The organism is Pseudomonas sp. TH15 (genome assembly GCF_016651105.1).
Lineage (GTDB): Bacteria > Pseudomonadota > Gammaproteobacteria > Pseudomonadales > Pseudomonadaceae > Aquipseudomonas.
Genome location: NZ_JAEKEL010000001.1, coordinates 1,610,441 through 1,636,865, shown reverse-complemented (window position 1 = coordinate 1,636,865; position 26,425 = coordinate 1,610,441). Strand labels below are relative to the sequence as shown.

Annotated in this window: 22 protein-coding genes and 1 riboswitch; of the genes, 7 read left to right on the top strand and 15 right to left on the bottom strand. The window is 60.6% G+C overall.

Going from position 1 to position 26,425, the window contains the following annotated elements:
• Nucleotides 1–7: 7 nt before the first annotated feature.
• Nucleotides 8–1,222 carry a phosphoserine phosphatase SerB gene (gene serB, locus JFT87_RS07365; protein ID WP_201200097.1) on the bottom strand — a complete coding sequence of 405 codons (1,215 nt, stop codon included), beginning with the start codon at nucleotides 1,220–1,222 and terminating at the stop codon, nucleotides 8–10.
• Between the two features lie 134 nt (nucleotides 1,223–1,356).
• Between serB and JFT87_RS07360 the strand changes: the two genes are divergently transcribed.
• Nucleotides 1,357–2,886: an AhpA/YtjB family protein gene (locus tag JFT87_RS07360; RefSeq protein WP_201200095.1), complete on the top strand. Its 1,530-nt coding sequence runs from the start codon at nucleotides 1,357–1,359 to the stop codon at nucleotides 2,884–2,886.
• Between the two features lie 238 nt (nucleotides 2,887–3,124).
• Here the strand turns inward: JFT87_RS07360 and JFT87_RS07355 are convergent, their stop codons facing one another.
• From JFT87_RS07355 to JFT87_RS07315, 9 genes are all read right to left on the bottom strand, one after another.
• On the bottom strand, nucleotides 3,125–3,838 hold the full coding sequence (locus JFT87_RS07355; RefSeq protein WP_201200093.1) for a PqiC family protein: 714 nt from the start codon (nucleotides 3,836–3,838) through the stop codon (nucleotides 3,125–3,127).
• Nucleotides 3,839–4,014: 176 nt separating this feature from the next.
• Nucleotides 4,015–6,282: a DNA topoisomerase IV subunit A gene (gene parC / locus JFT87_RS07350; RefSeq protein WP_201200084.1), complete on the bottom strand. Its 2,268-nt coding sequence runs from the start codon at nucleotides 6,280–6,282 to the stop codon at nucleotides 4,015–4,017.
• A 10-nt stretch (nucleotides 6,283–6,292) separates the two neighbouring features.
• Nucleotides 6,293–6,814, bottom strand: a complete 522-nt coding sequence (locus tag JFT87_RS07345) for a retropepsin-like aspartic protease family protein (protein WP_201200081.1) — start codon at nucleotides 6,812–6,814, stop codon at nucleotides 6,293–6,295.
• Nucleotides 6,811–7,800, bottom strand: coding sequence for an esterase-like activity of phytase family protein (locus JFT87_RS07340; RefSeq protein ID WP_201200079.1), 990 nt, complete (start codon nucleotides 7,798–7,800; stop codon nucleotides 6,811–6,813). Before JFT87_RS07340 ends, JFT87_RS07345 begins: the two co-directional genes overlap by 4 nt.
• The gene (gene parE / locus JFT87_RS07335) at nucleotides 7,800–9,704 is read right to left on the bottom strand and encodes a DNA topoisomerase IV subunit B (RefSeq protein WP_201200077.1); all 1,905 of its coding nucleotides are present in this window, start codon (nucleotides 9,702–9,704) and stop codon (nucleotides 7,800–7,802) included. Before parE ends, JFT87_RS07340 begins: the two co-directional genes overlap by 1 nt.
• 43 nt (nucleotides 9,705–9,747) lie before the next feature.
• On the bottom strand, nucleotides 9,748–10,356 hold the full coding sequence (locus JFT87_RS07330; protein WP_201200075.1) for a YqiA/YcfP family alpha/beta fold hydrolase: 609 nt from the start codon (nucleotides 10,354–10,356) through the stop codon (nucleotides 9,748–9,750).
• 157 nt (nucleotides 10,357–10,513) lie between these two features.
• Entirely contained in the window at nucleotides 10,514–11,329 is an 816-nt protein-coding gene (gene cpdA / locus JFT87_RS07325; RefSeq protein ID WP_201200074.1) for a 3',5'-cyclic-AMP phosphodiesterase, read from the bottom strand.
• Nucleotides 11,330–11,428: 99 nt separating this feature from the next.
• Nucleotides 11,429–11,881, bottom strand: a complete 453-nt coding sequence (locus tag JFT87_RS07320; RefSeq protein WP_123510868.1) for a DUF1249 domain-containing protein — start codon at nucleotides 11,879–11,881, stop codon at nucleotides 11,429–11,431.
• Nucleotides 11,872–12,489 (bottom strand): NUDIX domain-containing protein, encoded by a 618-nt coding sequence (locus tag JFT87_RS07315; protein ID WP_201200073.1) that lies wholly within the window; start codon nucleotides 12,487–12,489, stop codon nucleotides 11,872–11,874. Before JFT87_RS07315 ends, JFT87_RS07320 begins: the two co-directional genes overlap by 10 nt.
• A 212-nt stretch (nucleotides 12,490–12,701) precedes the next feature.
• On the opposite strand from JFT87_RS07315, the gene JFT87_RS07310 reads away from it, so the two are divergent.
• Nucleotides 12,702–13,448 (top strand): RsiV family protein, encoded by a 747-nt coding sequence (locus tag JFT87_RS07310; RefSeq protein WP_201200072.1) that lies wholly within the window; start codon nucleotides 12,702–12,704, stop codon nucleotides 13,446–13,448.
• Here JFT87_RS07310 and cytX read toward each other — a convergent pair.
• Both cytX and thiC read right to left on the bottom strand, forming a co-directional pair.
• On the bottom strand, nucleotides 13,417–14,709 hold the full coding sequence (gene cytX, locus JFT87_RS07305; protein WP_201200071.1) for a putative hydroxymethylpyrimidine transporter CytX: 1,293 nt from the start codon (nucleotides 14,707–14,709) through the stop codon (nucleotides 13,417–13,419). The two genes, JFT87_RS07310 and cytX, sit on opposite strands and share 32 nt — an antisense overlap.
• Before the next feature lie 199 nt (nucleotides 14,710–14,908).
• Nucleotides 14,909–16,798 carry a phosphomethylpyrimidine synthase ThiC gene (thiC, locus tag JFT87_RS07300; protein ID WP_201200070.1) on the bottom strand — a complete coding sequence of 630 codons (1,890 nt, stop codon included), beginning with the start codon at nucleotides 16,796–16,798 and terminating at the stop codon, nucleotides 14,909–14,911.
• Between the two features lie 162 nt (nucleotides 16,799–16,960).
• Nucleotides 16,961–17,066, bottom strand: a riboswitch (TPP riboswitch).
• 191 nt (nucleotides 17,067–17,257) lie between these two features.
• On the opposite strand from thiC, the gene JFT87_RS07295 reads away from it, so the two are divergent.
• Nucleotides 17,258–18,691 carry a TolC family outer membrane protein gene (locus tag JFT87_RS07295; RefSeq protein ID WP_201200069.1) on the top strand — a complete coding sequence of 478 codons (1,434 nt, stop codon included), beginning with the start codon at nucleotides 17,258–17,260 and terminating at the stop codon, nucleotides 18,689–18,691.
• Nucleotides 18,692–18,860: 169 nt separating this feature from the next.
• Here JFT87_RS07295 and waaA read toward each other — a convergent pair whose 3' ends face one another.
• Together waaA and JFT87_RS07285 are read right to left on the bottom strand one after the other, a co-directional pair.
• Nucleotides 18,861–20,135 carry a lipid IV(A) 3-deoxy-D-manno-octulosonic acid transferase gene (gene waaA / locus JFT87_RS07290; protein WP_201200067.1) on the bottom strand — a complete coding sequence of 425 codons (1,275 nt, stop codon included), beginning with the start codon at nucleotides 20,133–20,135 and terminating at the stop codon, nucleotides 18,861–18,863.
• Nucleotides 20,128–21,048, bottom strand: coding sequence for a LysR family transcriptional regulator (locus tag JFT87_RS07285; protein WP_201200065.1), 921 nt, complete (start codon nucleotides 21,046–21,048; stop codon nucleotides 20,128–20,130). Before JFT87_RS07285 ends, waaA begins: the two co-directional genes overlap by 8 nt.
• A 103-nt stretch (nucleotides 21,049–21,151) precedes the next feature.
• Here JFT87_RS07285 and JFT87_RS07280 point away from each other — a divergent pair, with 103 nt between their 5' ends.
• The 4 genes from JFT87_RS07280 to JFT87_RS07265 all read left to right on the top strand — a co-directional run bounded on the left by JFT87_RS07280 (nucleotide 21,152) and on the right by JFT87_RS07265 (nucleotide 24,732).
• Nucleotides 21,152–21,484, top strand: a complete 333-nt coding sequence (locus JFT87_RS07280; RefSeq protein WP_201189584.1) for a DMT family transporter — start codon at nucleotides 21,152–21,154, stop codon at nucleotides 21,482–21,484.
• 262 nt (nucleotides 21,485–21,746) lie between these two features.
• Complete coding sequence (locus tag JFT87_RS07275) at nucleotides 21,747–22,922, top strand: NAD(P)/FAD-dependent oxidoreductase (protein WP_201200063.1); 1,176 nt, start codon at nucleotides 21,747–21,749, stop codon at nucleotides 22,920–22,922.
• Complete coding sequence (locus tag JFT87_RS07270; protein WP_201200061.1) at nucleotides 22,919–23,731, top strand: aldo/keto reductase; 813 nt, start codon at nucleotides 22,919–22,921, stop codon at nucleotides 23,729–23,731. The genes JFT87_RS07275 and JFT87_RS07270 overlap by 4 nt, the downstream gene beginning before the upstream one ends.
• Before the next feature lie 32 nt (nucleotides 23,732–23,763).
• On the top strand, nucleotides 23,764–24,732 hold the full coding sequence (locus JFT87_RS07265) for a metal ABC transporter ATPase (RefSeq protein WP_201200059.1): 969 nt from the start codon (nucleotides 23,764–23,766) through the stop codon (nucleotides 24,730–24,732).
• A 255-nt stretch (nucleotides 24,733–24,987) separates the two neighbouring features.
• Here JFT87_RS07265 and hldE read toward each other — a convergent pair whose 3' ends face one another.
• The gene (gene hldE / locus JFT87_RS07260) at nucleotides 24,988–26,409 is read right to left on the bottom strand and encodes a bifunctional D-glycero-beta-D-manno-heptose-7-phosphate kinase/D-glycero-beta-D-manno-heptose 1-phosphate adenylyltransferase HldE (protein ID WP_201200057.1); all 1,422 of its coding nucleotides are present in this window, start codon (nucleotides 26,407–26,409) and stop codon (nucleotides 24,988–24,990) included.
• Nucleotides 26,410–26,425: the final 16 nt, after the last annotated feature.

The following is a 26,425-nucleotide window of genomic DNA, read 5'->3' as shown; positions in this document are numbered from 1 at the left end:
CGATTACTCAGAGCTGCCCGTCACGATCCCGAAAGCCCAGCAAATACAGCACGCCATCCAGCCCAAGGGTGGAGATCGCCTGTTTCGCCGACTGCTTGACCAACGGCTTGGCGCGGAACGCCACGCCCAGCCCGGCAATCGCCAGCATCGGCAGGTCGTTGGCACCATCGCCCACAGCAATAGTTTGCTCCAGACGCAAACCTTCCTTGTGGGCCAGCTCTTTCAGCAGATCCGCCTTGCGCTGTGCATCGACAATCGGCTCGACCGCCACGCCCGTCACTTTGCCGTCCACCACTTCCAGTTCGTTGGCGAACACGTAGTCGATACCCAGTTTGGCCTGCAATTGCTTGGCGAAGTAGGTGAAGCCACCAGACAGGATCGCGGTCTTGTAGCCCAGACGCTTGAGTTCGGCGAACAGGGTTTCGGCACCCTCGGTCAGACGCAGCGAGGCGCCGATCGAGTCCAGCACGCTGACGTCCAGCCCTTTGAGCAAGGCCAGGCGTTCCTTGAAGCTTTCGCGGAAGTCCAGCTCACCAGCCATTGCCCGCTCGGTGATTTCAGAGACCTGATCACCCACGCCCGCCGCCTTCGCCAGTTCGTCGATGACTTCGGCTTCGATCAGCGTCGAGTCCATGTCAAACACCGCCAGACGACGGTTGCGACGGAACAGCGAATCTTCCTGGAAGGCGATGTCGACGTTCAATTCCTGCGCGACGCTAAGGAATTCAGCCCTCAATGCCTGTGGATCGGCCGCTTCGCCACGTACGGAGAACTCGATGCAGCCCTTGCCCTTGTCGGCCGGGGTGTCCAGCGGCATGCGCCCGGACAGACGATCGATATGGTCGATGTTCAGCCCGTATTTGGCGGTAATCGAACTCACGGCCTGCAATTGCCCGGCGGTCACTTTGCGGGTCAACAGGGTGACGATGTGGCGTTTTTTACCCTGATTGCCGACCCACTGCTGGTAATCCTCTTCGGACACCGGCGTGAAACGCACCTGCTGATCGAGCTCGTAGCCCTTGAACAGGATGTCTTTGAGCACCGACTTGCCCTGCAAAGTGTCAGGAATTTCAACCAGGATGCCGAACGACAAGGTGTCGTGGATCACTGCCTGACCAATGTCGAGAATGTTCACACCACCCTGGGCCAGAACGCCGGTAATGGCCGCAGTCAGACCCGGACGGTCGACTCCCGTGATGTTTATCAGGACGATTTCGCGCAAGGCGCACCCCCGCAGGTGGAAAAAAACCGCATTCTACCCACTTTCAGTGACCATCGGGCACCGTCAGCGCTTTGCCGGTCTTGGGCCTGTCGCTATACTGCGCGTCAACTTCACGGACAAAAGAGCCGAGCTCAGTGAACCGGCCCACGCCAGTAAAAACCGATAACTTCTTCCTGCTGATCTTCCGGGCACTGCGCCACCGCCGTGTACCGATTGCATTGCGCATCGCCAGCCATAACGTGATCCTGGTCGCTCTGGCCCTGGTGATCTATGCCTGTGTGATGGGTTTGCAGTTCAAGCAGGCCATGCACGAGCAGGCGGATGCGCTGGGCGAAAGCCTGACCACGCAGACTGCCACCTCCGCCACGGAGCTGTTGGTGTCCAACGACATCCTCAGCCTCAACGTGCTGCTCAACAACCTGACCAAGAACAAGTTGGTGGCCCACGCCGCCATCTACAGCGTGGATAACCGCATCCTCGCCGAATCCGGTCAGCGTCCCAAGCACAGCCTGTTGGGCGAAGCCGAAGGCATGTACGAGAGCAAGATCACGTTCCAGGACGTGACCGCCGGGCAATTGCGCATCAGCCTGGACATGGATCAGTTCCAGCAGCCGATGACCATCAGCCTGCAAAGCATGGGCATCTTGAGTGCGATTCTGCTGGCCCTGTCCCTGGCCTTGAGCCTGCGCCTGGGTCGGCACATCTCCACGCCGTTGCTGCAATTGCGGGTCTGGCTGCGCAATATCGACGAATACACCCCGGCCACCGAGCGTCAGGATGAAATCGGCGACCTGGCCCGTCAGCTGCACGCCAATTTCGCCCCGGAACCGGCCGAGCCTGAACCCTTGCCGGAACCTGAATTCGACGATGCCGATTACGACGACGAGGAGGCTGATCCAGCCTTTGAAGTGCGCAATCTGCGGGATCCGAGTTTCGATGAAACCAAGCCTGTGGCCGGTCTCAAGCCTGCGCCAAAGCGCACTGTCAGTACCGTCGAAGACGATGAGGACGATGACGCATTTGCCGATCTGCGCGATGAGTCGGCAGACAACGCGCCGAAACCAGTGGCTAAACCCGTTATCTCGAACGTGCCACAGCACAGCGCGGTATTGGCCGTGCAACTCGGCGCTCAGGATCAGTTGCGTCGCCTGCCGCGCACGCGCCTGGAAGAACTGCTCAAGCGCTACCGTGATTGCCTCGATCAGGCCGCTTCGCTCTATCAGAGCGAACTGCACACCCTGAACGATGGCAGCACGCTGATGCTGTTCCACACCGAAGACAGCGGCGACGACTACCTGACCAATGCTATTTGCTGCGGTGAGTTGCTACGCGCCCTGGGCCATCAGTTGCAGATCGAGGTCGCCGACAGCGGCATCACCCTGCAATTGCAGCTGGGCCTGACCTTGGGCGACGATTTGTTCGGCCTGAGCCAGATCGACCTGCTGCTGACCGAGGCGGCCCAGGATGCCCTGGCCCTCTCGCAACACAGCCGCAACCTGCTGCTGGTCGAGCGCAAGATCGGCGACGATGCGCTGATTCGCCAACGTGCGCGGATCCGGCCGATCGCTAGCCCTGAAGGCGCATGTTGTGTAGAGCGGTTGATGGAGCCTTATCCGTCGATGCTGGAGCGGCAACTGGCGCGGATGCATGAACGCCGGGCGTAATCGCCCTGTAATGAAAAAACCCGCAGACGAGTGATCGTCTGCGGTTTTTTTGTTGCCTGTTGGGGCCTCATCGCGAGCAGGCTCGCTCCCACATTTAATCGGCGCCGTCCCTGCGAATGCGGTCCCCTGTGGGAGCGAGCCTGCTCGCGATGGGGCCAGGACAGGCAATGGAGATGTCCAACCGGCAGAAACAACAAAGCCCACATCTCTGCGGGCTTTGTGTTGGATCAATCCAGGCTCAGAACCTGAACACTTCCATATCGGTACGAATCGGCGAAGCCATCGGAATCTTCGGCTGCTTGTCCTGCTCGGCAGCAGGCGCCACAGGCTTGGCCGCCTGTTTACGCGGTGCGTCAGCAATCGGTGGCTGATTGGCCAGCGGCTTCAACGCTACCGACAACTGCTCCGCCAGACGTTGCAACAACACACCCTGAGCCTGAACCTGAGCCGCAGTACCGCCAGCATGCTGTTCTTGCAGATGAATGATGCGGTTATCGCGAACCTGGCCACGACGGTCGATCAGACGCCACTGCGCATCGAGGATCGCCGGTTGCGACTCACCCGAGTCCAGGCGAGTAATCGTCAGCAGCACCTGAACATCCGGGGCAAAGCCCAATGTCGCCGGCGCCAGCACTACGCGCTGGCTGTCCAGATGACCGGCCACCTGACGCAGCAGCAACTGATCGATATCCGAAGACAAGCTACCCGCCCAGCGACCATCGACCGACGCCTGAAGGCTGCCATCCGGCTGACGCTGCAGCAGGGTTTCACGTTGCAGGTAGTCGGCAATCGTTACCGGGCCCAACAATACAGCCATGCCGGCGCTTTGCGCAGGCTGAGCCGGGCTTCCGCTGTCCAGCTGATACAACGACACCGGCTGGTGTACGCTGCAACCCGCCAGGCCAAGAACGCCAGCGAGCATCAAAATAAAAGGAAGGCGCAGAGCAGTCATCGTCCCATCCAGGTGGCTGCCACAAGGCTAACCACAGTGAAAATACTCAATAAATATGAAGAACGCTCGGCCACGCCGGCGCTTGAAAGGCCATATCATCCGTGAATATGCGTTCCGACTCCAGCGCGAAAGCGCCGATCTACGCGTTAAATCGTAGATCAGCGCCTCTAGCACGCCTAATTGAGGTTTTCGACGAGCAGCGCATCCACCCTCTGAAAGCCACGTGGCAGTTTGTTACCACGACGCCCGCGCTCACCTTTGTAGTGTTCGAGGTCGTCCGCTTTCAGTGACAAGGTACGTTTTCCGGCCTGCAACACCAACGTGGCGCCATCCGGCAGAACCGCGATGTCCGTGACATATTCTTCGCGACTGGCCACACGCTCGCCGGAGATCCCGATGATCTTGTTGCCTTTGCCCTTGCCTAATTGTGGCAGGTCGCTGATTTTGAAGATCAGCAGGCGACCTTCGGTCGTGACCGAGGCCAGCCAGTTGTTCTCGCGATCGGCGACCGGGCGCGGCAGGATGACTTTCGAGTTGTTCGGCAAGCTCAGCAGGGCTTTGCCGGCCTTGTTCTTGGCCTGGAAGTCTTCACCCTTGACCACAAAACCGTAACCGGCGTCGGAGGCGATCACGTACAGCGAATCGTCTTCCGGCATCAGCACGCATTCGAAGGTCGCCCCTGGTGGCGGCGTCAGGCGACCGGTCAGCGGTTCGCCCTGGCCTCGGGCCGATGGCAAGGTATGCGCGGCCACCGAATAACTGCGGCCGGTGGAGTCGATAAACACCGCAAACTGGTTTGAGCGACCCGGTGCCAAGGCCTTGAAACCATCCCCGGCCTTGTAGGACAGCCCGGTGGCGTCGATTTCATGACCCTTGGCGGAACGAATCCAGCCTTTTTCCGACAGCACCACCGTCACTTTCTCGTTCGGCAGCAGGTCGTGTTCGGTCAGGGCTTTGGCTTCGGTGCGCTCGACGATTGGCGAACGACGGTCGTCGCCATAGGTTTCGGCATCTTTGATCAGCTCGGTGCGCACCAGCTTCTTAAGCTTGGCTTCGCTGCCCAGCAGGGCTTGCAGCTTGGCTTGTTCCTTGAGCAATTCATCCTGCTCGGCACGCAGCTTCATTTCTTCCAGTCGCGCCAACTGACGCAAACGGGTGTCGAGAATGTAGTCGGCCTGGATTTCGCTCAGGGCGAAACGCGCGATCAGCGCTGCTTTCGGGTGTTCCTCGGTACGGATGATGTGAATCACTTCATCCAGGTTGAGGTAGGCGATCAACAAACCGTCCAACAGGTGCAGGCGACGCTCGACCTTGTCGAGGCGGAATTGCAGGCGTCGGCGCACGGTGTTGACGCGGAACTCCAGCCATTCAACCAACAGCGCACGCAGATTCTTGAGCTGCGGCTTGCCGTCGAGGCCGATGATGTTGATGTTCACCCGATAGCTCGACTCCAGCTCGGTGCTGGCGAACAGGTGCTGCATCAACGCATCGTGGTCAAAATTCTTGCGGGCACCAGGAATGATCACGATCCGGCACGGGTTTTCGTGGTCGGACTCGTCGCGCAGGTCGGCGATTTGCGGGGCCTTGGAAGGCTTGGCCTGCATCATCGCCGCGATCTGCTCCAGCACCTTGGCACCGGAAACCTGATGCGGCAGCGCGGTGACAATAATGTCGCCGTCTTCGACGTGGTACACGGCGCGCATGCGCACCGAGCCCTTGCCGGTTTCGTAGATTTTCAGCAGGTCGGCGCGCGGGGTGATGATTTCCGCTTCGGTCGGGTAATCCGGACCCTGGATGTGTTCGCAGAGCTGTTCGACCGTGGCTTTGGGCTCATCGAGCAAACGCACACACGCTGTCGCGACTTCGCGCAGGTTGTGCGGCGGTACGTCGGTGGCCATGCCCACGGCGATGCCGGTGGTGCCGTTGAGCAGGATGTTAGGCAAACGTGCCGGCAACACCAGCGGTTCATCGAGCGTGCCGTCGAAGTTCGGGCCCCAGTCCGCCGTGCCCTGGCCCAGTTCGCTGAGCAGCACTTCGGAATAGCGCGACAGCCGCGCTTCGGTGTAACGCATGGCGGCGAAGGACTTGGGATCATCCGGCGCACCCCAGTTACCCTGACCGTCGACCAGCGTATAGCGATAGCTGAACGGCTGCGCCATCAGGACCATGGCTTCGTAGCAGGCCGAATCGCCGTGCGGGTGAAATTTACCGAGTACGTCACCGACGGTACGCGCCGATTTCTTGTGCTTGGAATCGGCGTCCAGCCCCAACTCGCTCATCGCATAGATGATGCGCCGCTGTACCGGTTTCAGGCCGTCGCCGATATGCGGCAAGGCACGGTCCATGATCACGTACATGGAGTAGTTGAGGTAGGCATTTTCGGTGAAGTCAGCCAGTGACCGGCGCTCTACACCGTCCAGGCTGAGATCAAGGGAGTCGCTCATGCGGGCCTCATCATTTCGTTGTCTGGCGCAGCAGCATGGTGCCACCGCGCTGGGTAAATTCAAGTTTGTTCAGTGCGCTCATACCGAGCAGCACTTGATTGCCCTCCAGGCCTGGCGCGACCAGCGCGCGAACATCACGCAGCACGATATCGCCCAGTTGCAAACGGTCGATGCGGGTTCGATAACCCTGGCTCAAACCGTTGGCCGTGCTCAGGGTCACCCCGAAGCCTTTCTCCAGTTTCAGCCGTTCGGCCAATTCCTGCGGGATCGACACATCGGTCGCCCCGGTATCCAGCATAAAATCCACCGGCTGGCCGTTGATCTGGCCGCTGGCGACAAAATGACCCTGGTTGTTACCGACCAGTTTCACTTCGACAAAACCTTCACCCTGCTGCGAACTGAGCACCGCATTAGGGTTTTGCTGACGCTCTTCCAACTGCCCGAAAAACCGTGTCGCCAAAAACAATGCCGCGCACCAGGCCAGGATCATGAACACCCGACCGGCGCGTTTGCCCGGCGGTTGCTGACTCACGGCTTGGCGCTCCAGCCACCTTCAGGCGCGGCGAAGCGCCAGACAATTGGGCGGACTTCACCATCGGCGCGGGCACCGAAGTTGTTGTCGACACCAATCCAGGCACCGTCGGCGTCAATGATCAACGCCTCTTCCAGCCCATAGTTCTGTGAGTAACGACGGTTTTCCTGCAACAACTCGGCGGCATACGACCAGCAGCGCTCGACTTTGGCCGTTTGCGCGTCGCGGCGACAGATCTGATAGGCGTTGCGCTCAAGGGTAAACAGCTTGCCGTTGAACAATGACAGGTCGGAAAAATCCCGGTTAACCGGTCTGGCCTTGGGAAACTGCGGTGGCTGCATTTCCATGCCCGCTTCGCTCAACAACACACAGCCACCGTCGCAGTCCCACACGGTCTGCTTACGTTTGATCCGCAGCAAACCACGGCTTTGACGCTCCGCGGCGAGCCACATTTCATCGCCCGCCGGATTGATCGCCAAGCCTTCGAACAGCGCATTGAATTGCAGCAGCATGCCGCTGGCCCGCGCTTCGCGAACCAGCATCGGCGAGATTTTCAGCCACGACGCAGTGCCCTGCGGCGACACTTGCAGCACGGCCGCGTGGCCTTCGCTGACGATGTAGCGATTGCCGGCGCTGTCACAGGTGATGCCTTCGAAATCCAGGTCCCCACCGCGCACGAAAGACGCCGCCCAATTACGCGAACTCAATCCCAAGGGCAAACCGCTGTCCGGCACGGGTGGTACGTCGATGTGCACGGTTTCGGCTTGCCAGGTTTTTTGGCGGGTATCGAGACGGTAGATTTGATCATCGTCGCGATCCGAAACGGTCCACAGCTCTTTGCCACACTGGGCCAGCCCCGACAGGTTGCCGCCGCGCATGCCATCGACGGCATGTTCGGACAACAGGCGCAGCTCCGGCGCCGGTTCGGCAGACGCCGTTACCGAGACCAGCAGCAACGCACACGCCAGGGCAAAGCCAAGCCGCATCAGCCCAGAACCTCGGCCAGGTTGCCTTTGGATTCCAGCCAGGACTTGCGGTCACCGGCGCGTTTCTTCGCCAGTAGCATGTCCATCATTTCGGCGGTGGCCTCGTAATCCTCCAGCGTCAACTGCACCAGGCGCCGCGTGTTCGGGTCCATGGTGGTTTCGCGCAGTTGCGGCGGGTTCATTTCACCCAGACCTTTGAATCGGGTGACCTGCGGCTTGCCGCGTTTCTTCTCGGCCACCAGCCGATCAAGGATGCCATCGCGCTCGGCTTCGTCCAGGGCGTAGTAAATCTCTTTGCCCAGGTCGATGCGGTACAGCGGCGGCATCGCGACGTAGACGTGACCGGCATCCACCAACGGGCGGAAATGCTGGACGAACAACGCGCAAAGCAAGGTCGCGATGTGCAGACCGTCGGAGTCGGCGTCGGCGAGGATGCAGATCTTGCCGTAACGCAGCTGGGCGATGTCTGCCGAGCCCGGATCGACACCGATGGCAACGGCAATGTTGTGCACTTCCTGGCTGGCCAGCACTTCGCTGCCGTCGACTTCCCAGGTGTTCAGGATCTTGCCGCGTAACGGCAGGATCGCTTGAAACTCTTTGTCACGCGCCTGCTTGGCCGAACCGCCAGCGGAATCACCTTCGACCAGGAACAGTTCGGAGCGCATCGGGTCCTGCCCGGCGCAGTCGGCGAGTTTGCCCGGCAGTGCGGGACCCGCGGTGATGCGCTTGCGCTCGACCTTTTTGCTCGCTTTCAGACGACGGCCGGCGTTGTTGATCGCCAGCTCCGCCAGCAGCATGCCGGTTTCCGGGTTGGCGTTGAGCCACAGGCTGAATGCATCCTTGACCACGCCAGAGACGAAAGCCGCCGCTTCACGGGACGACAGGCGTTCTTTGGTCTGGCCGGAGAATTGCGGCTCCTGCATTTTCATCGACAGGACGAAGGCAATGCGCTCCCAGACGTCTTCCGGCGCCAGCTTCACGCCGCGCGGCAGCAGGCTGCGGAACTCGCAGAACTCGCGCATCGCATCGAGCAAGCCCTGACGCAAACCGTTGACGTGCGTACCGCCCTGGGCCGTCGGGATCAGGTTGACGTAGCTTTCCTGCACGCTGTCGCCACCTTCCGGCAACCACAGCAGCGCCCAATCAACCGCTTCTTTATTACCGGCCAGGCTGCCGCAAAACGGCTCGTCCGGCAGACGCTCGAAGCCATTGACCGCGTCTACCAGGTAGGAGCGCAGGCCGTCTTCGTAATGCCATTCGACTTTTTCGCCGGTTGCCTTGTCTTCAAAACTGACCAGCAGCCCCGGGCACAGAACGGCCTTGGCCTTGAGCACGTGCTTGAGGCGGCTGATGGAGAATTTTGGCGAATCGAAATACTTCGGGTCCGGCGCGAAGAACACGCTGGTGCCGGTGTTGCGCTTGCCGACGGTGCCAATGACTTCCAGCTCGGTTTTCTTGTAACCGTCAGCAAAAGTCATCTGGTATTCGTTGCCGTCACGCTTTACGCGGACACGAACTTCGTTCGACAAGGCGTTGACCACGGAAATACCTACCCCGTGCAAACCGCCGGAGAACTGGTAGTTCTTGTTGGAAAACTTGCCGCCCGCATGGAGTTTGGTGAGGATCAGCTCGACACCCGACACGCCCTCTTCCGGGTGAATGTCCACCGGCATGCCACGGCCGTCATCGCTGACTTCCAGGGAGTGATCGGCGTGCAGGATGACCTGCACCGACGTCGCGTGCCCGGCCAAGGCTTCGTCGACGCTGTTGTCGATGACTTCCTGGGCGAGGTGGTTCGGCCGACTGGTGTCGGTGTACATGCCGGGGCGTTTACGCACCGGGTCGAGGCCCGAGAGGACTTCGATGGCGTCTGCGTTATAAGAGCTAGCGCTGGGAGTGGCCATGGGGTCTCGTCGTCAATGTTCCGTGAATAAGAGGCGAAGTTTTTTATAGAGCGGTGAAATCGATCGCCTGATACAAATCTGCGCCGATACCGGCAAAACTCAACATGGCCGGCAATTGTTCGGCAAAGCCCTGGAAACTATGGTCGCCGCCGGCCTGGATGCGCAAGGCACAGGCTCGGTAATACTGCTGGGCGAGGCGGTAGTCCAGCGTTTCGTCGCCGGTCTGCAACCACACCTGATAGCGCTGCGGATCCTGGGGCGCCGGCACTTCCAGCTCGGCCAGGGCCGTCACATGGTCGTGGGTCAATTCCCAGGCTTCATCGGTATACAAGTTTTTCTGCGTCCCCAGATACCCGTCAAACATCCGGTGCGGACTAACGGCAGGGTTGATCAGCAGGGCCTTGAGGCCATGGTGCTCGGCCAAGTGAGTGGCATAGTAGCCGCCGAGTGAGCTGCCGACCAGCAGTGGCCGCCCCAGCGCTTCAATCGCCCGGTTTAGCTGACCGATGGCCTCGCGCGGGTGGTGATGCAAGGCCGGGACCTGCAACTGATCGCTCAAGCCCAGACGGTCCATCACTTCCATCAACTGTGTCGCCTTTTTTGACGAAGGCGCGCTGTTGAAACCGTGGATATAAAGGATCGAACCGGACATTTGAACTCCCTGAGCGTCGGGTAAAGAGGCGCAGTTTACAGGGAGTCAGGGAATTCGTGGGTGTTTGTAAGGACGCCTTCGCGAGCAGGCTCGCTCCCACAGGTGTTCGCATTCCAATGTGGGAGCGAGCCTGCTCGCGAAGGCCGCGACGCGGTATTCAATAACCGTTGGAGCCGTAATCGATAGTGAAGGCGAAGTCGGTGACGCGCTCGACGCCGGTTTCCAGCTGGCCATCAGGCAAAAGCCGCAACCACCGATACCCCGGCGCCTGCTCCCCCACCTTAAAATCCTCACTCCCCGGCTCAAACTGAATACACGTCGAAGGCGAAGCGATCAGCCGCACACCATCGCGCATCTGGTCGATCTCTTGATGCACATGCCCCCACAAAACCGCACGCACCTGAGGAAACCGGTCCAGCACCGCAAACAAAGCCTCAGGATTACGCAACCCGATCGGCTCCATCCAGGCACAACCAATCGACACCGGATGATGATGGAAACACACCAGATGATGCCGCTCCGGCGCCTCACTCAATGAACGCGCCAACAACTGCAACTGCTCATCCTGCAAATACCCCGGCACCGAACCCGGCACCGCCGAATCCAGCAATGTCACCCGCCAATTGCCAACGTCCACAACCGGCTCCAGCAGCGAACTCTGCACCGCCGCCTCAGCCATGATCATCGGTTCATCATGATTGCCAGGAATCCACCGCGCCGGCGCATCGATCTGCGCGCTCATCTGGCGAAACTGCTGATACGACTCCAGCGTCCCGTCCTGGGAAATGTCGCCACTGGCAATGATCAAATCGATCTGCGGCTGTTGCAGCCGGACCAGATCAATGACCTTTTGCAGGCTGTCGCGCGTGTTCATGCCCAGCAGCGTGCCGTCCGCCTCGGCAAACAGGTGACTGTCGGACAGCTGTACCAGCAACGCCGAATCGGCGGTGGTCAATGTGGATACGCTCGGCAAGGCGTTCTCCCTGGGCGTGATCGCGGGATTAAATATAGGCCGCAATTATGCTGGGGGAAGATCAAAAGAGGAAACCGCTGAACCGGACGCAGTTCACATCTATCGAACGACGGCGTACTCGTGCCCACACGCCAGACAGTGACTCAGCCATTCCCCCAGGAACAAATTGAGCTGCGCCTTTTCATCTGGCTGATGCATCGCGGCGTTCGGGTAAGGATAGATGCCCCGGAAGCGTCTTGCATGTTCGGCGCTGACGACCTCGGCCATGCACGCATCGTGGTAGACCTGAACTTCCAGTTGCGGCACCGGCAGCCACGGCAGGCTGTGTTCCTGGCGCACTTGCAACGTCGTGGTGTACGGACAGACTTGCAGCACTTCCAGCGCCAGAACACCGAGCATCTGATCGCCCTGAGTCACGGCAATGCGCCGCGCCTCAGGCTCGCTGCGCATGTCCGGCAACAGTCGCATCAAACGCGCGTAGTTTGCCTCGCAGGAGGCTTGCAGCCCCACGAGGTCCACCCGATAGCGATCGCGCAGCTTGTTTACGACCATAACCCCCTCACTTCAGCGCGGTTCAAAGCAAGCCATTGCAAAGCAATGATGCTGGCCGCGTTGGCAATTCGTCCATCGCGTACGGCCTGCAGGGCATCTTCGAAGGCCCAGACCGTGACACGGATATCTTCCGCTTCTTCTGCCAGTCCATGCAGCCCCCCTACTCCGTTTGTTTCACAACGCCCGAGGAACAAGTGCACGAATTCGTTGCTGCCGCCCGGCGATGGAAAATATTTGGTCATCGGCCAAAGCGCCCCGAACACAAGCCCAGCTTCCTCCTGCGCTTCACGGTGAGCAACTTCTTCCGGCACTTCGTCTTTGTCGATCAGACCAGCGACCAGCTCGATCAGCCACGGGTTGTCGGTCTTGCCCATGGCGCCGACCCGAAACTGCTCGATCAGCACCACTTCGTCGCGCTGCGGATCGTAAGGCAGCACGCAGACTGCATCGTGGCGAACGAACACTTCACGATTGATCTCGCGACTCATGCCACCGGCGAACAATTCGTGGCGCAAATGCAGACGATCGAGTTTGTAGAAGCCCTCGTAGCATCTTTCGCGCTGAACGATATCAACGGTGGTTGGAATGGCGTTGGCAAAATCAGTCATGACAATCCTCGTTTACTGCTTCCGTTACGAGGTTCCAACCTCGACTTCGCGCCATCCTAACGCGCTCGCGACGTTTGATGCAGCCCCTTTACCGTCATCGGGATAGACGGTGAGGGCGAAACCAACTCTAATTAGCTTAGTGGCGAACTGACTGCTTCGTTGACAGTCGAAGCGGTAACTTTTCGCCTTTCCCTGTTTTATGAAGGACGCCCATGTCGCTTTTTAAAATCGCCTCCGTGGCCGCCATCGCCCTGACGTTGGGCGCCTGCCAGAGCCTGTTCCAACCCAACTACCGGACACCGCTGGACTCGACCCGCGATGCCTCGGAAACCTTGAAGCCAGGTTGCTCCACGCCTGAATGCCCGTTGGCGAACATCGATACGGTGCATTTTTCTGCGGAGCCACAGTTGGACGCCATCGTCGAAAAACGCCTGCTGCAATTGACCCAAACTACGCCCGGCGCCCCGGTTGCACCGACCCTGGCCGCCTACCGCGAACAGTTTTTGCGCACCGCCGATCCGCACACCAGCATCTACTTGCAAGCCAAGGTACGTGAGCAGCATGACGGCTTGGTGATCGTTGAATTGTCCAGTTACCTGGACACCGGCGACGAACATGGCACGCCGGGCCGCGCTTTCATCAACTACTCGCGCCAGCAGCACAAGGTGCTGACCCTGTCGGATATGTTGTTGCCGGGGCAGGAAGATGCATTCTGGAAAGCTGCGCAAGTGGCGCACAACAGCTGGCTGATCAGCACCAAGCTCGATCAGGAACCCGAGTTCGTCAAGAGCTGGCCGTTTGTGAAAACCCCACTCGTGGCACTGACCTACGGCGCGGTGATCCTCAAGTACAACGTGAGCACCATTGCGCCGTACGCCCTGGGCCACACTGAACTGAAGATCCCTTACCCGCGCCTCAACGGTATTCTCAGGCCCGAGCTGTTTCCCGGCCGTAACTGAAGGCTCGACCGAGCACAAGCTGCAGCAGCCCTGCCAGTACCAGCGACGGCAGGGTTGCGCCGATGTCCGGATAGAGATTGGCCAGCAGATGATAAGTGCTCACGCCGCCCAGCCAGGCGAGCAACGCCGGCCAGCGCAACGCGGCTGACGCCACCTGGCTGCTGCGTTTACGCAGGATGAAGTGATCCACCAGCACCACGCCGAACAGCGGCGCAAACACCGAACCGATCAACAACAGGAAGTTCTGGTACTGGGCCAATGGCGCCAGGCAAGCGATCAGCGTGCAAATAACGCCGATGGCCAAGGCCAGATGTTCGACTTTCAAGCGCAACAGAATCCCGCTCGATACCGCCGCCGAGTGAATATCGGCAAAGGCGTTTTCTGACTCATCCAGCAGAATCAGCAGCAGCGGAATCCCCAGGCCAGCACCGGCCAGCGCCAACAGCAAGGCATTCACTTCACCGCTCGGTGCGAAAGCCAACGTGTAAGCCACGCCGAGGCTCATCAACCAGAAGTTACCGATAAAGAAGCCCAGCGCGGTGCCGCCGAAGACGTTTTTCGCACGCTTGCCGAAACGCGAGTAGTCGGCAATCAGCGGCAGCCAGGACAGCGGCATCGCGATGGCGATGTCAAAACCCACGGCGAATGGCATCGAACCGTCACCAGCCTGCGCCCACAATGCCGCCAGATCGGCCTTGGCAAACAGGTTCCAGGTCAGCCAGATGCATGCCGCCAGCAGCAACCAGATGCCCCACTTGCGCAGGATCTTGCGCACGAACGTCAGCGGGCCGCTGACCGCGAGCAAGGTCGCGAGTGCGCCGAACACCAGGGTCCAGAGCAGAGGGTTCGACAGCAAACTGCCTTCGCTAAAGGCGCGAGCGCCGAGCAGGCTGGCGGCATCGCGCATGACGATGATTTCGAACGAGCCCCAACCGATCAGTTGCAGCAGGTTCAGCATCGCCGGCAGGCTCGCGCCTTTCACGCCGAGGCTGAGTTTGAGCGCGGCCATCGACGACAGGCCGGTGTCGCTGCCGATCACGCCGACCGCAGCCAGCAGCAAAACGCCGACCAACGTGCCGAGAAAGATCGCCAGCAGCGAGCCGGACAGTCCCAGACCTGGCGCGAGCAAAGCACCGGTCTGCAAGACCATCAGGCCGATGCCGAGGGAAAACCACAGGGAAAACAGATCGCGGCCGCCGAACACACGTTTGTCGGTCGGCACCGCGATATCAGGGGAATAAGTGCTGGGTTGAATGCTCAAGGGTGTTATCTCAGAGGGACATTTGTTGTTGTGTTGACCCACAGATCCCTTGTGGCGAGGGGGCTTGCCCCCGTTGGATTGCGCAGCAACCCCAAAACAGACAACCGAGATCTGTCAGTCAGAACTCATCGCCGGATTTGCGACTGCTTCGCAGCCGAACGGGGGCAAGCCCCCTCGCCACAGGGTGATCAATACGGGATCAAACCTTCTTGTAAAGCTGACTGCCTTCCTGCTTGAACCGCTCTGCCTGGTCCGCCAATCCCTGGGCGACTTCGGCATCGACGGTTTCAATCCGTTGGTTGGCCGCGTACTCACGGACTTCCTGAGTGATTTTCATCGAGCAGAATTTTGGCCCGCACATGGAGCAGAAGTGCGCGACCTTGGCCGAATCCTTCGGCAGGGTTTCATCGTGATACGAACGCGCGGTGTCCGGATCGAGACCGAGGTTGAACTGGTCTTCCCAACGGAATTCGAAACGCGCCTTGCTCAAGGCGTTGTCACGAATTTGCGCCCCCGGATGGCCCTTAGCAAGGTCGGCGGCATGAGCGGCGATCTTGTAAGTAATGATCCCGGTCTTCACGTCGTCCTTGTTCGGCAGGCCCAAGTGTTCCTTCGGCGTGACGTAGCAAAGCATCGCGCAACCAAACCAGCCGATCATCGCCGCACCGATACCGGAAGTGATGTGGTCGTAGCCTGGCGCGATGTCAGTGGTCAGTGGGCCGAGGGTGTAGAACGGCGCCTCGTCGCAGCACTCAAGCTGCTTGTCCATGTTCTCTTTGATCAACTGCATCGGCACGTGGCCCGGGCCTTCGATCATGCATTGCACGTCGTGCTTCCAGGCGATTTTGGTCAGCTCGCCGAGGGTTTCCAGCTCACCGAATTGCGCGGCGTCGTTGGCGTCGGCAATCGAGCCCGGACGCAGGCCATCGCCCAGCGAGAAGCTGACGTCGTAGGCCTTCATGATTTCGCAGATGTCTTCGAAATGGGTGTAGAGGAAGTTCTCTTTGTGGTGCGCCAGGCACCACTTGGCCATGATCGAACCACCGCGGGAAACGATGCCGGTCACGCGTTTGGCGGTCAGCGGCACGTAGCGCAGCAGTACGCCGGCGTGGATGGTGAAGTAATCGACGCCCTGCTCGGCCTGTTCGATCAGCGTGTCGCGGAACAGCTCCCAGGTCAGGTCTTCGGCGGCGCCGCCGACTTTTTCCAGGGCCTGGTAGATCGGCACGGTGCCGATTGGCACTGGCGAGTTGCGGATGATCCACTCGCGGGTTTCGTGAATGTGCTTGCCGGTGGACAGGTCCATGACCGTGTCCGAACCCCAGCGAATGCCCCACGTCAGTTTCGCCACTTCTTCTTCGATGGACGAACCCAGTGCGCTGTTGCCGATGTTGCCGTTGATCTTCACCAGGAAGTTACGGCCGATGATCATCGGTTCCAGTTCGGTGTGGTTGATGTTGGCCGGAATGATCGCGCGACCGCGGGCGATCTCGTCACGGACGAACTCTGGCGTAATGATTTTCGGCACGCTGGCACCGAAGCTGTGACCGGCGTGTTGCTGGTCCAGCAGCCCGGCGGCGCGGGCCACTTCAAGCTTCATGTTTTCGCGGATGGCGACGTATTCCATCTCGGCGGTGATGATGCCTTTGCGGGCGTAGTGCATCTGGCTGACGTTGGCCCCGGCCTTGGCGCGGCGCGGGTTGTTCACGTGGGCGAAACGCAGCTTGGTCAACTCGGCATCGGCGAGGCGTTCCTGGCCGAAGTTCGAGCTCAGGCCGGGCAGACGCTCGGTGTCGCCACGGGACTCGATCCACGGCGAACGAATGTCGCCCAGGCCTTTGCGCACGTCGATGATGACGTTGGGGTCGGTGTACGGGCCGGAGGTGTCGTACACCACGACAGGTGCGTTGATCTCACCGCCGAAGTCGGTCGGGGTCACGTCGAGGCTGATTTCGCGCATCGGCACGAGGATGTCCGGGCGGGAACCCTGGACATAGATTTTTTGCGAGCGGGTAAACGGCTGAACCGATTGTTGATCGACTTGGGCCGAGTCACTCAGGTTCGTCGTATTTTTTGGTTTTATCGTCATCACGGGCTCTCCGAACACATCCAGGCAGTGGATTTATTGTCGGAGCGAACCTGTAATCGAATGGACGCACGGGCGCTGGAATACCAGCTGTGCTGTGCTCAGTGCTCGAGGGTGTTCGATTGTCGAACAACATCCCGGACGAAGCACAAGAGGACTCGCCGGGTGACGAGAAATCTTGTTCCCTACGCAGGCGCTAACCTGATCAGGTTCAACGGGATCCGAAATTATTCGATCTCAGCCTCATAGCAAGGCACCCCGACAAGAACCCGGCCAGTCTAGACACAACTGGCAAAGAACGCCAACACCGCGGTAAACACCATGATGAATGGCGTAATTACAGGATTGTTGCCAAACGTGTGCGCAACTACACTCGCTTCGCCGTGCCGCGCCTTGACGCTGTACGACGCCGCGCCGTACCTTTGGCGCTCAAATTATCAGCGTAATTTTAGGGATGGCTAAATGCTGCGCAAACTCTCACTGGCCCTTGCCGTGTCTTGTGCGTCCAATGGAATGGCCTGGGCAGCAGAAGCGCCCTTATCCACCAAAACCGACCTGGTCAGCGTCTACCAGGAAGCGGTGGATAACAACGCCGACCTGGCCGCCGCGCGCGCCCAGTATGGCGCTCAGAAAGAAGTCGTGCCCCAGGCCCGTGCCGGGTTGCTGCCAAACATCTCCGGCGGCGCTGAAGTGGCCGATGTGCGCACCCAGCTCGACCAGCCTGCGGCCACTGCCAACCGCAGCGCTCATTCGTATCAGGCAACCCTGTCCCAGCCACTGTTCCGCGCCGATCGCTGGTTCCAGTTCCAGGCTGCCAAGGACGTCAACGAGCAAGCTGCCCTGCAACTCTCGGCGACCGAGCAGAACCTGATCCTGCAAACCGCTGAAAACTACTTCAACGTGCTGCGCAGCCAGGACAACCTGGCCTCGACCAAGGCTGAAGAAGCGGCGTTCAAACGTCAGCTCGACCAGTCCAATGAGCGCTTTGATGTGGGCCTGTCGGACAAGACCGACGTGCTGCAATCCCAGGCCAGTTACGACACGGCGCGGGCCAACCGAATCCTGGCCCAGCGTCAGGTGGATGATGCGTTCGAAGCGCTGATCACCCTGACCAACCGTCAGTACAACTCGATCCAGGGCATCGTCCACACCTTGCCGATCCTGCCGCCGACGCCGAACGACGCCAAGGCTTGGGTCGACACCGCCGCCCGACAGAACCTCAACCTGTTGGCCAGCAACTACGCCGTCAGCGCCGCCGAACAAACCCTCAAGCAGCGCAAGGCCGGTCACGCACCGACCCTGGACGCCGTGGCGAAGTACGAGAAAGGCGACAACGATGCGCTGGGCTTCGGCAACCCGAGTGCCTTCGGTACGCCTTACGGCGGCAACGTCGAGCAACGCACGCTGGCCCTGCAACTGAGCATTCCGATCTACAGCGGCGGGCTGACCAGCTCCCAGGTGCGCGAGTCTTCCTCACGCCTCGACCAGTCCGAACAACAGCGTGAAGGCCTACGCAGGCAAATCGTCGAAAACACCCGCAACCTGCACCGCGCGGTGAACACCGACGTCGAGCAGGTACAGGCGCGCAAGCAGTCGATCATCTCCAACCAGAGCGCGGTGGAAGCGACCGAAATCGGTTATCAGGTGGGGACGCGCAACATCGTCGACGTGCTCGATGCCCAGCGTCAGCTGTACACCTCGGTACGTAACTACAACAACACCCGTTACGACTACATCCTCGACAACCTGCGCTTGAAGCAGGCGGCGGGCACGTTAAACCCGGGGGATTTGCAGGATTTGTCGCGCTATCTCAAGGCTGACTACAATCCGGACAAAGACTTTCTGCCACCGGATTTGGCGAAGGCTGCGGCGGAACAACTCAAGGCCCGCCCATAAACACTCTGAAATGAATCCCCCGTGGCGAGGGGATTCATCCCCGTCCGGCTGCGCAGCAGTCGTAAACCCCGCTTTCCAGATCTGACTGAATCACCACGTTGAATGGTTTGGGGCTGCTACGCAACCCATCTGAAATGAATCCCCTCGCCACAATAAATGTTCCAAGCGACTATTTGATCAGTCTTCCCAACCCATCAAGCAACCGCTGCAACGCGCCCTGATTAGTACGCATCACTTTCAATCCCGCTTCTGCCATCCGCTGCGCATCGCGCGGCAATTCGAACAACCGCTGCACTGCCAACGCCAAACCTTCAGCATCATCGACCTCGGCCAACGCGCCAGCGCTGCGCAACTGCGCGGCGATTTCGAGGAAGTTGAACAGGTGCGGACCACTCAAAACCGGCTTGGCCAGCGCCGCCGGTTCCAGCAGGTTATGCCCGCCATTGGGCACCAGACTGCCGCCGACAAAAGCGCTGTCAGCCAAGGCATAGAGAAACAGCAACTCGCCCATGGTGTCGCCCAGCAGCACCGAAGTAGCGGCTGTGACCGGCTCGCCACTGGAACGACGCACCGTGGCAAAACCCTGCTGCTTGCACAGTTCAAACACCGAATTGAAACGCTCCGGGTGCCGCGGCACCAGAATCAGCAACGCATCAGGATGACTGGCCAGCAGCTGTTGATGCGCAGCCAGCACCACTTCGTCTTCACCTTCGTGGGTGCTGGCGGCAATCCACACCGGACGCTCCATCGCCTGCCATTGCCCACGCAACTCGGTGGCGCGCAGGAGCAATTGCGGGTCGATGGTCAGGTCAAACTTGATCGAACCGGTTACCTCGACGGTTTCCGGACGCGCGCCGAGCGAGCGGAAGCGCTCGGCCTCAGCCTCGGTCTGCACCGCAAACAGACTCATCTCGGCCAGCATCGGCCCGGTCAGTTTATGAAAGCGCCCATAGCCTTTGGCCGAACGTTCGGACAGTCGCGCATTGGCCAGCGCCACCGGAATCCCGCGCTTGGCGCATTGATGAATGTGGTTGGGCCACAGCTCGGTTTCCATGATCACCGCCAGCGTCGGCTGAACCCGATCAAGGAACCGCGCCGCTGCGCACGGCAAGTCGTACGGCAAATAGCAGTGCTGGATGCGCGGTTCATTGGCAAACAACGCCTGAATACGCTCCGAACCGGTCGGGGTCATGCAGGTCACGGTGATCGGCAGCGCTGGATAACGTTGCAGCAAGGCGCGAATCATCGGCGCGGCGGCAATGCTTTCGCCCACCGACACCGCGTGCACCCAAATGCCGCCCGGCTTCATCACCGGCATCCCGTAGGAGAACCGCTCGCCAATGCGTTTGGCATACGCCGGCGCCTTGCGCGAGCGCAGCCACAGCCGAATCGCTACCAGTGGCAGCCCCAGGTAAAACAGCGCGGTGTAGAGAGTTCTATTCATGGCGGCGGAGTTTATCGGTTTTTAAGCCGATCGCCTGCAAGTGCACGGCAAAACGTTCGGCCAACCAACGCGCCGCCGGGCCGAGCGGTTCGTCACGACGCCAGACCAGTTCCACCACCAGTGCCGGCGGGGTCCATTCGCTGACCAGTTCGACCATCAGATCCTGATAGGCCGGGTATTGCACCACATGGCGCGGTAACCAGGCCCAACCCAGACCACGCACCAACCATTCCGCCATCACGTAGAAACTGTCCGCACGCCAGACCTGCGGGCTCGCCGGCTCGCTGCCGGGATAGACACTGGACTGCGTAGACATCAGCAACTGTCGATGCTGCGCCAGTTGCTGGCAGTCCACTTCAGCTGCCGCCGCCAACGGGTGTCCTATGCCACAGACCGTGACCATTTCGACGCTACCCACCACCCGACGCTCCAGCGCTTCGGGGATCTGGTCGTGATAGAACAGCAAGCCGAGATCGGCACGACGCTCCACCAGTTTGCGCGCGACATCGCCCTGGGCGGCGCTGGTCAGTTGCACTTCAAGGCTGGGGAATTGCTCGGCCAGGGCTTCGAAGCTTTCGATGATGGGCTGATAAGGCATCGCCTCATCCTGCGCCACGCGCAGACGCGCCTCCTGACCACGCATCATTGCCAACGCCCGACCGTTCAGGCGTTCGCACTGGCGCAGCACTTCCCGCGCCTCTTCCAGCAAGGCACTGCCGGCCTCGGTCAGCTTCGGCTGGCGGCCGCTGCTGCGGTCGAACAGGCTCACGCCCAAATCCTCCTCCAGCAACGCAATCGAACTGCTGACTGCCGACTGCGCCTTGCGCTGATCCCGCGCCACCGCGGAAAACGAACGCTGTTCCGCTACGCTGACAAACAAACGCAGTTGCTCAAGATTCCATTGCATGTTCATGGCCAAACCCATCTCCACGGCAGATAGGTAATGACTTTACCGCATCTGGAGAATCTCTAGAATGCCGACCTCAGAAAGCAACACTTCACACGAGGATTACCCCATGACCGCTTACTACTACCTGGCCATCGCCATCTGCGCCGAAGTGATCGCCACTGTTTCGATGAAAGCGGTCAAAGGCTTCAGCACGCCCCTGCCACTGATCCTGGTGATCGTCGGCTACAGCATCGCTTTCTGGATGCTAACCCTGGTGGTGCGCAGTGTTCCGGTGGGCGTCGCTTACGCGGTATGGGCCGGCATGGGAATTGTGATGGTCAGCGTGGCAGCGCTGTTTATCTACGGGCAGAAGCTGGATGTACCGGCGATGCTGGGGATGGGGTTGATTGTGCTCGGCGTTGTGGTGATCCAGCTTTTCTCCAAAACCGCCGGGCACTAACTGCCCACATCAATCCCTGCGGCATCAATCCCCTGTGGCGAGGGAGCTTGCTCCCGCTCGGCTGCGAAGCAGTCGTAAAACCAGACAATGCGGTCTGCCTGAAAGACCGCATGCTCAGGGTTTGGGGCTGCTACGCAGCCCAGCGGGAGCAAGCTCCCTCGCCACAGGTGCGGTGGTGTCTGGCCATCTATTGATCGCCAGCAAAACCTCTAATCTTCGAGTCTGTATACTGCGCCCTCGTCTTGAACACTGAGGTCGCCGCATGCCATCTGTTATTTCCACCGACGTTCTGATTGTCGGCGCTGGTGTCGCCGGCCTTTGGCTGAATGCGCGCCTGCGCCGTCAGGGTTTTTCGACCGTGCTGGTGGAAAGTGCCAGCCTCGGTGGCGGGCAAAGCGTGAAGTCCCAGGGCATCATCCACGGTGGCGCTAAATATGCGTTGCACGGCGCCTTGACCGGCGCCTCGGAGGCCATCGCCGACATGCCGCGCCGCTGGCGTGAGGCGCTGGCCGGTGACGGCGAACTGGACCTGACCGGCGTGCGCCTGTTGTCCGAAGCCCACTACCTGTGGTCCCCCGGCACGATTGCCGGCAACCTCACCAGTTTCTTCGCCAGCAAAGCCGTGCGCGGGCGGGTCGATCAGGTCAAGGGCGACCAACTGCCGCCAGCCCTGCAAGACAAGCGCTTCAAGGGCAAGGTTTATCGCCTGGCAGAACTGGTGGTCGACGTCCCGAGCCTGATCCAGCGCCTGGCGGATCTGGCGGGTGATGGTTTGCTCGCCGGGCAGACAATCGAACCGTTTCTGGAAGGTGGAATTCTGGTCGGTCTGAAAGTCGACGGCCGCGAGATTCGCGCCCAGCGCATCGTCCTTAGCGCCGGTGCCGGGACCGCTGCGCTGCTCGAAGCGCTGGGGCTGACTCAGCCCGCCATGCAGCGCCGGCCGTTGCATATGATCATCGCCAAAGGCCCGAGCCTCAAACCGCTGTACGCCCACTGCCTGGGCGGCGGCACCAAACCGCGCATCACCGTGACCACCCATCCGGCCGCTGATGGCCAATGGATCTGGTACCTGGGCGGGGACATTGCCGAAGCCGAAGGTGTTGCCCGCGAACCCGCCGAGCAAATCGCCACGGCGCAGAAAGAACTCGGCCAGTTGCTGCCATGGATCGACTTGAGCACCACGCAATGGGCCACCTTACGCGTGGATCGCGCCGAGCCGTTGCAAACAGGCCTGACCCGACCGGACAAAGCCTTCCTCGCCGAGCAAGGTCGACTGCTGGTCGGTTGGCCTACCAAACTGGCGCTGGCGCCGGACTTCGCCGACCGGGTCATCGCCAGCCTTGACCGCGACGGCATTCAACCCGGCCCTGCTGCGCCGTTGCCCGAGCTGCCAAAACCACCGATGGGTGTTGCGGCGTGGGAGCAACTGCTGCCATGAGCCAACCGACCCTGCACGACCTGCATCGCCCGCTGGGCAGCACCGGCCTGATGGTTTCGCCGTTAGGCCTGGGCACCGTCAAACTCGGTCGCGATCAAGGGGTGAAATACCCCAACGGCTTCCAGATCCCGGACGATGACGAAGCGCGCATGCTGCTCAAACTCGCCCGCGACATGGGCATCAACCTGATCGACACCGCCCCGGCCTATGGCCGCAGCGAAGAACGCCTCGGCCCGTTGCTGCGCGGTCAGCGTCAGGACTGGGTGATTGTCAGCAAGGTCGGCGAAGAGTTTACCGACGGCCAGTCGAGCCACGATTTCAGCGCCGCTCACACACGCCGTTCGGTGGAACGCAGCCTGCAACGCCTGGAAACGGATTTTATCGACCTGGTGCTCGTGCACTCCGACGGCAACGACCTTGCGATCCTCAACGACTGCGAGGTCTACGCGACTCTCGCCGAGCTCAAGGCCGAAGGCAAGATTCGCGGTTTCGGTTTTTCCGGCAAAACCGTTGAAGGCGGCTTGAAGGCTCTGGAACAAGGTGATTGCGCCATGGTCACCTACAATTTGAACGAACAAAACGAAAAAGCCGTCATTGACTATGCTGCTGCTCACGGCAAAGCCATCCTGGTGAAAAAAGCCCTCGCCAGCGGTCACGTCTGCCTGAGCCCCGGCGTCGACCCGGTGCGCGCCAGCTTCGAGTTGTTGTTTGAACATCCGGGTGTTGCCAGTGCTATTGTCGGGACCATCAATCCGCTGCACCTCGCCCACAACGTCGCGACCGTTGCCCAAGTCCTTCGTAGAAACTGATGCCGCCCACGCGGCCTTAAGCAGGAGCCGACATGCCGCGTACGCTCATTAGAAAGAACCCGAGCAACTTCAAGACCCTGCCGTTGTACGTCGAAGCGACTCCCGAAGGCTTGAGCTATCAGAGCGTCGGGATGCCGCTGAATTTCTCCCAGACCCTGCAACGCCGCCGCCCAGTGGCAGTCGCCGACACCGAGCGCTTTGCGCTTGAGCTGGCCAATCTGGGGGTCTCGGTGCGCCTGACCCTGCATTGGCAAAGCCGCGATTATTGGGTGCTGGTGCGTCAGCGTCGGCAGGACCGTGGCGATGTGGTCCTCAAGCTGATTTCCGGTTACGTGCCGGCCCATGAACTGAACCTGCCACTGCACACGGCGATCCAGGAGATTGCCGAAGAGTGCCTGCTGGAAACCCCGGAAGGCTGGCTCAGCGGGCGTTTCAACGACACCTGGCTGCCGGCGCCCTATTCCACCGCCCTGCATTATCGCGAAGCGCTGCCATTTCGACTGACCCCGTTGTCCGGCGCGGCGCGACCGGTGCGGTGTGCCAACATGCAACTGATCGAGCGGCCAAGGGCCTACGTGCATTTGCCGACCGCGTCCCTGCAATTGATCTATGACTTGCGTCTGGACGTGCCCAAGGAAGCCAAGTCGCTGAGTCTGTTTCATGTCGACGAGCGACTGGAAGGTGATCAACTGGTGGCGCGACTGGATCGCAAGCGTCCGGATTTGTACTTGATGCCGTTGCAGGATGGCCAGCCAATGGCCGAGCTCTACACATTGAAAAAGGATCAGCTATACCCGGCGAGTACGCGCGGGTTGTACCTGGCCGAGAGCTTTGCCCAACAGGAAGGCTGGCTGGTGCGCGATGAGCGGATTCGCTGGAAGGATTGGGTGCGCCAGCAAGGACTGGCCCCGCCGGGGAAAGATTCGGGGTTGGCGCGGTTGCGTGGCAAGGCCAAGCAACTGCTGAAGAAAATCGTGCCGCGTAAAAAAGTCAGCTCCTGAAAGTAAAAGATCGCAGCCTCCGGCAGCTCCTACAGGGTTATGTGTACACCTGTAGGAGCTGCCGGAGGCTGCGATCTTTTGATGTTGCAATTAACCGGTCATGACGCTTGTTGTGGCGAGGGGGGGGGCTTGCCCCCGTTGGGCTGCGCAGCAGCTCCCAGCATTCTGCCAGTTACACCGCACTTTCAGGTTTTACGACTGCTTCGCAGCCGAACGGGGGCAAGCCCCCTCGCCACAACAATCCCTCAGCCCCAATCAGTTATTGCGGATCTTCTCGACAATTGCGGTAGTTGAGCTGTTTTCCACCAACCCCAACACTTTCACCGTCCCACCATAAGCGGTCACGATGTCCGCGCCGACCACTTGGTCGATCCCGTAGTCCCCGCCCTTGACCAACACGTCCGGCTTGACCTCGCGCAGCAGGTTTTCCGGGGTGCCTTCAGGGAAACTGATGACCCAATCCACCGCGCCCAGACCGGCCAGTACCGCCATGCGCCGGTCAACGCTGTTGATCGGACGACCCGGCCCTTTCAAGCGACTCACCGAAGCGTCGTCGTTGACCGCGACGATCAGACGATCGCCCTGAGCCCGCGCCTGCTCGAGGTAGGTCACGTGGCCGGCATGCAGGATGTCGAAGCAACCGTTGGTGAAGACGATCCGCTCGTTATGCGCACGCGCATCGTCGACCGCCAGCAACAGTTGCTCAAGACCGAGCACACCGCGCTCGGAGCCTTCTTCACGCTGGATGGCGCGACGCAGTTCCGGTGCGCTGATGCACGCCGTACCGAGCTTGCCGACCACAATGCCCGCCGCCAGGTTGGCCAGGGCCACCGCGTGGGGCAGTTCTTCGCCAGCGGCAATCGCGGCCGCCAGCGTGGAAATCACCGTGTCACCGGCACCGGTCACGTCAAACACTTCACGGGCACGTGCCGGCAGGTGCAGCGCAGGGTGATCCGGGCGCAGCAACGTCATACCGTGTTCGCCACGGGTCACCAGCAAGGCGCCGAGGTCGAGGTCGTGCATCAAGGTCGCGCCCTTGCTCACCAATTCGTGCTCATCGGCGCAACCGCCGACGATGGCTTCGAATTCGCTGAGGTTCGGGGTGATCAGGCTCGCACCACGGTAGATCGAGAAATCCTTGCCCTTGGGATCGGCCAGCACCGGAATGCCACGGGCGCGGGCGGCCTGGATCAGCACCTGATGGTTTTTCAGCGCGCCTTTGCCGTAGTCGGACAACACCAGCACCTTGATGCCTTCGAGCAGTTCGTCGACCTGTTCGCCCAGCGCCAGGGCGTCGGTGGCAAAGGGTTCTTCGAAGTCGATACGCAGCAGTTGCTGGTGACGGCTCATGACCCGCAACTTGACGATGGTCGGCTGGTGCTTGATGCGCTGGAACAACGCCCGCACGCCAGCGCCACGCAGGCTGTTGGCCAGGCTGTCGGCGGCTTCGTCGTCGCCGGTCACACCGACCAGCGAGGCCGGGGCGCCGAGGGCAGCGATGTTGAGCGCAACGTTGGCGGCACCGCCCGGGCGGTCCTCGATTTGCTCGACCTTGACCACCGGCACCGGCGCCTCAGGGGAAATCCGTGAGGTACCACCATGCCAGTAACGGTCGAGCATGACATCGCCGACCACCAAGACAGGGGCTTGATCGAATCGCGGCATGGACAACTTCATGGAGCAACCCACATAC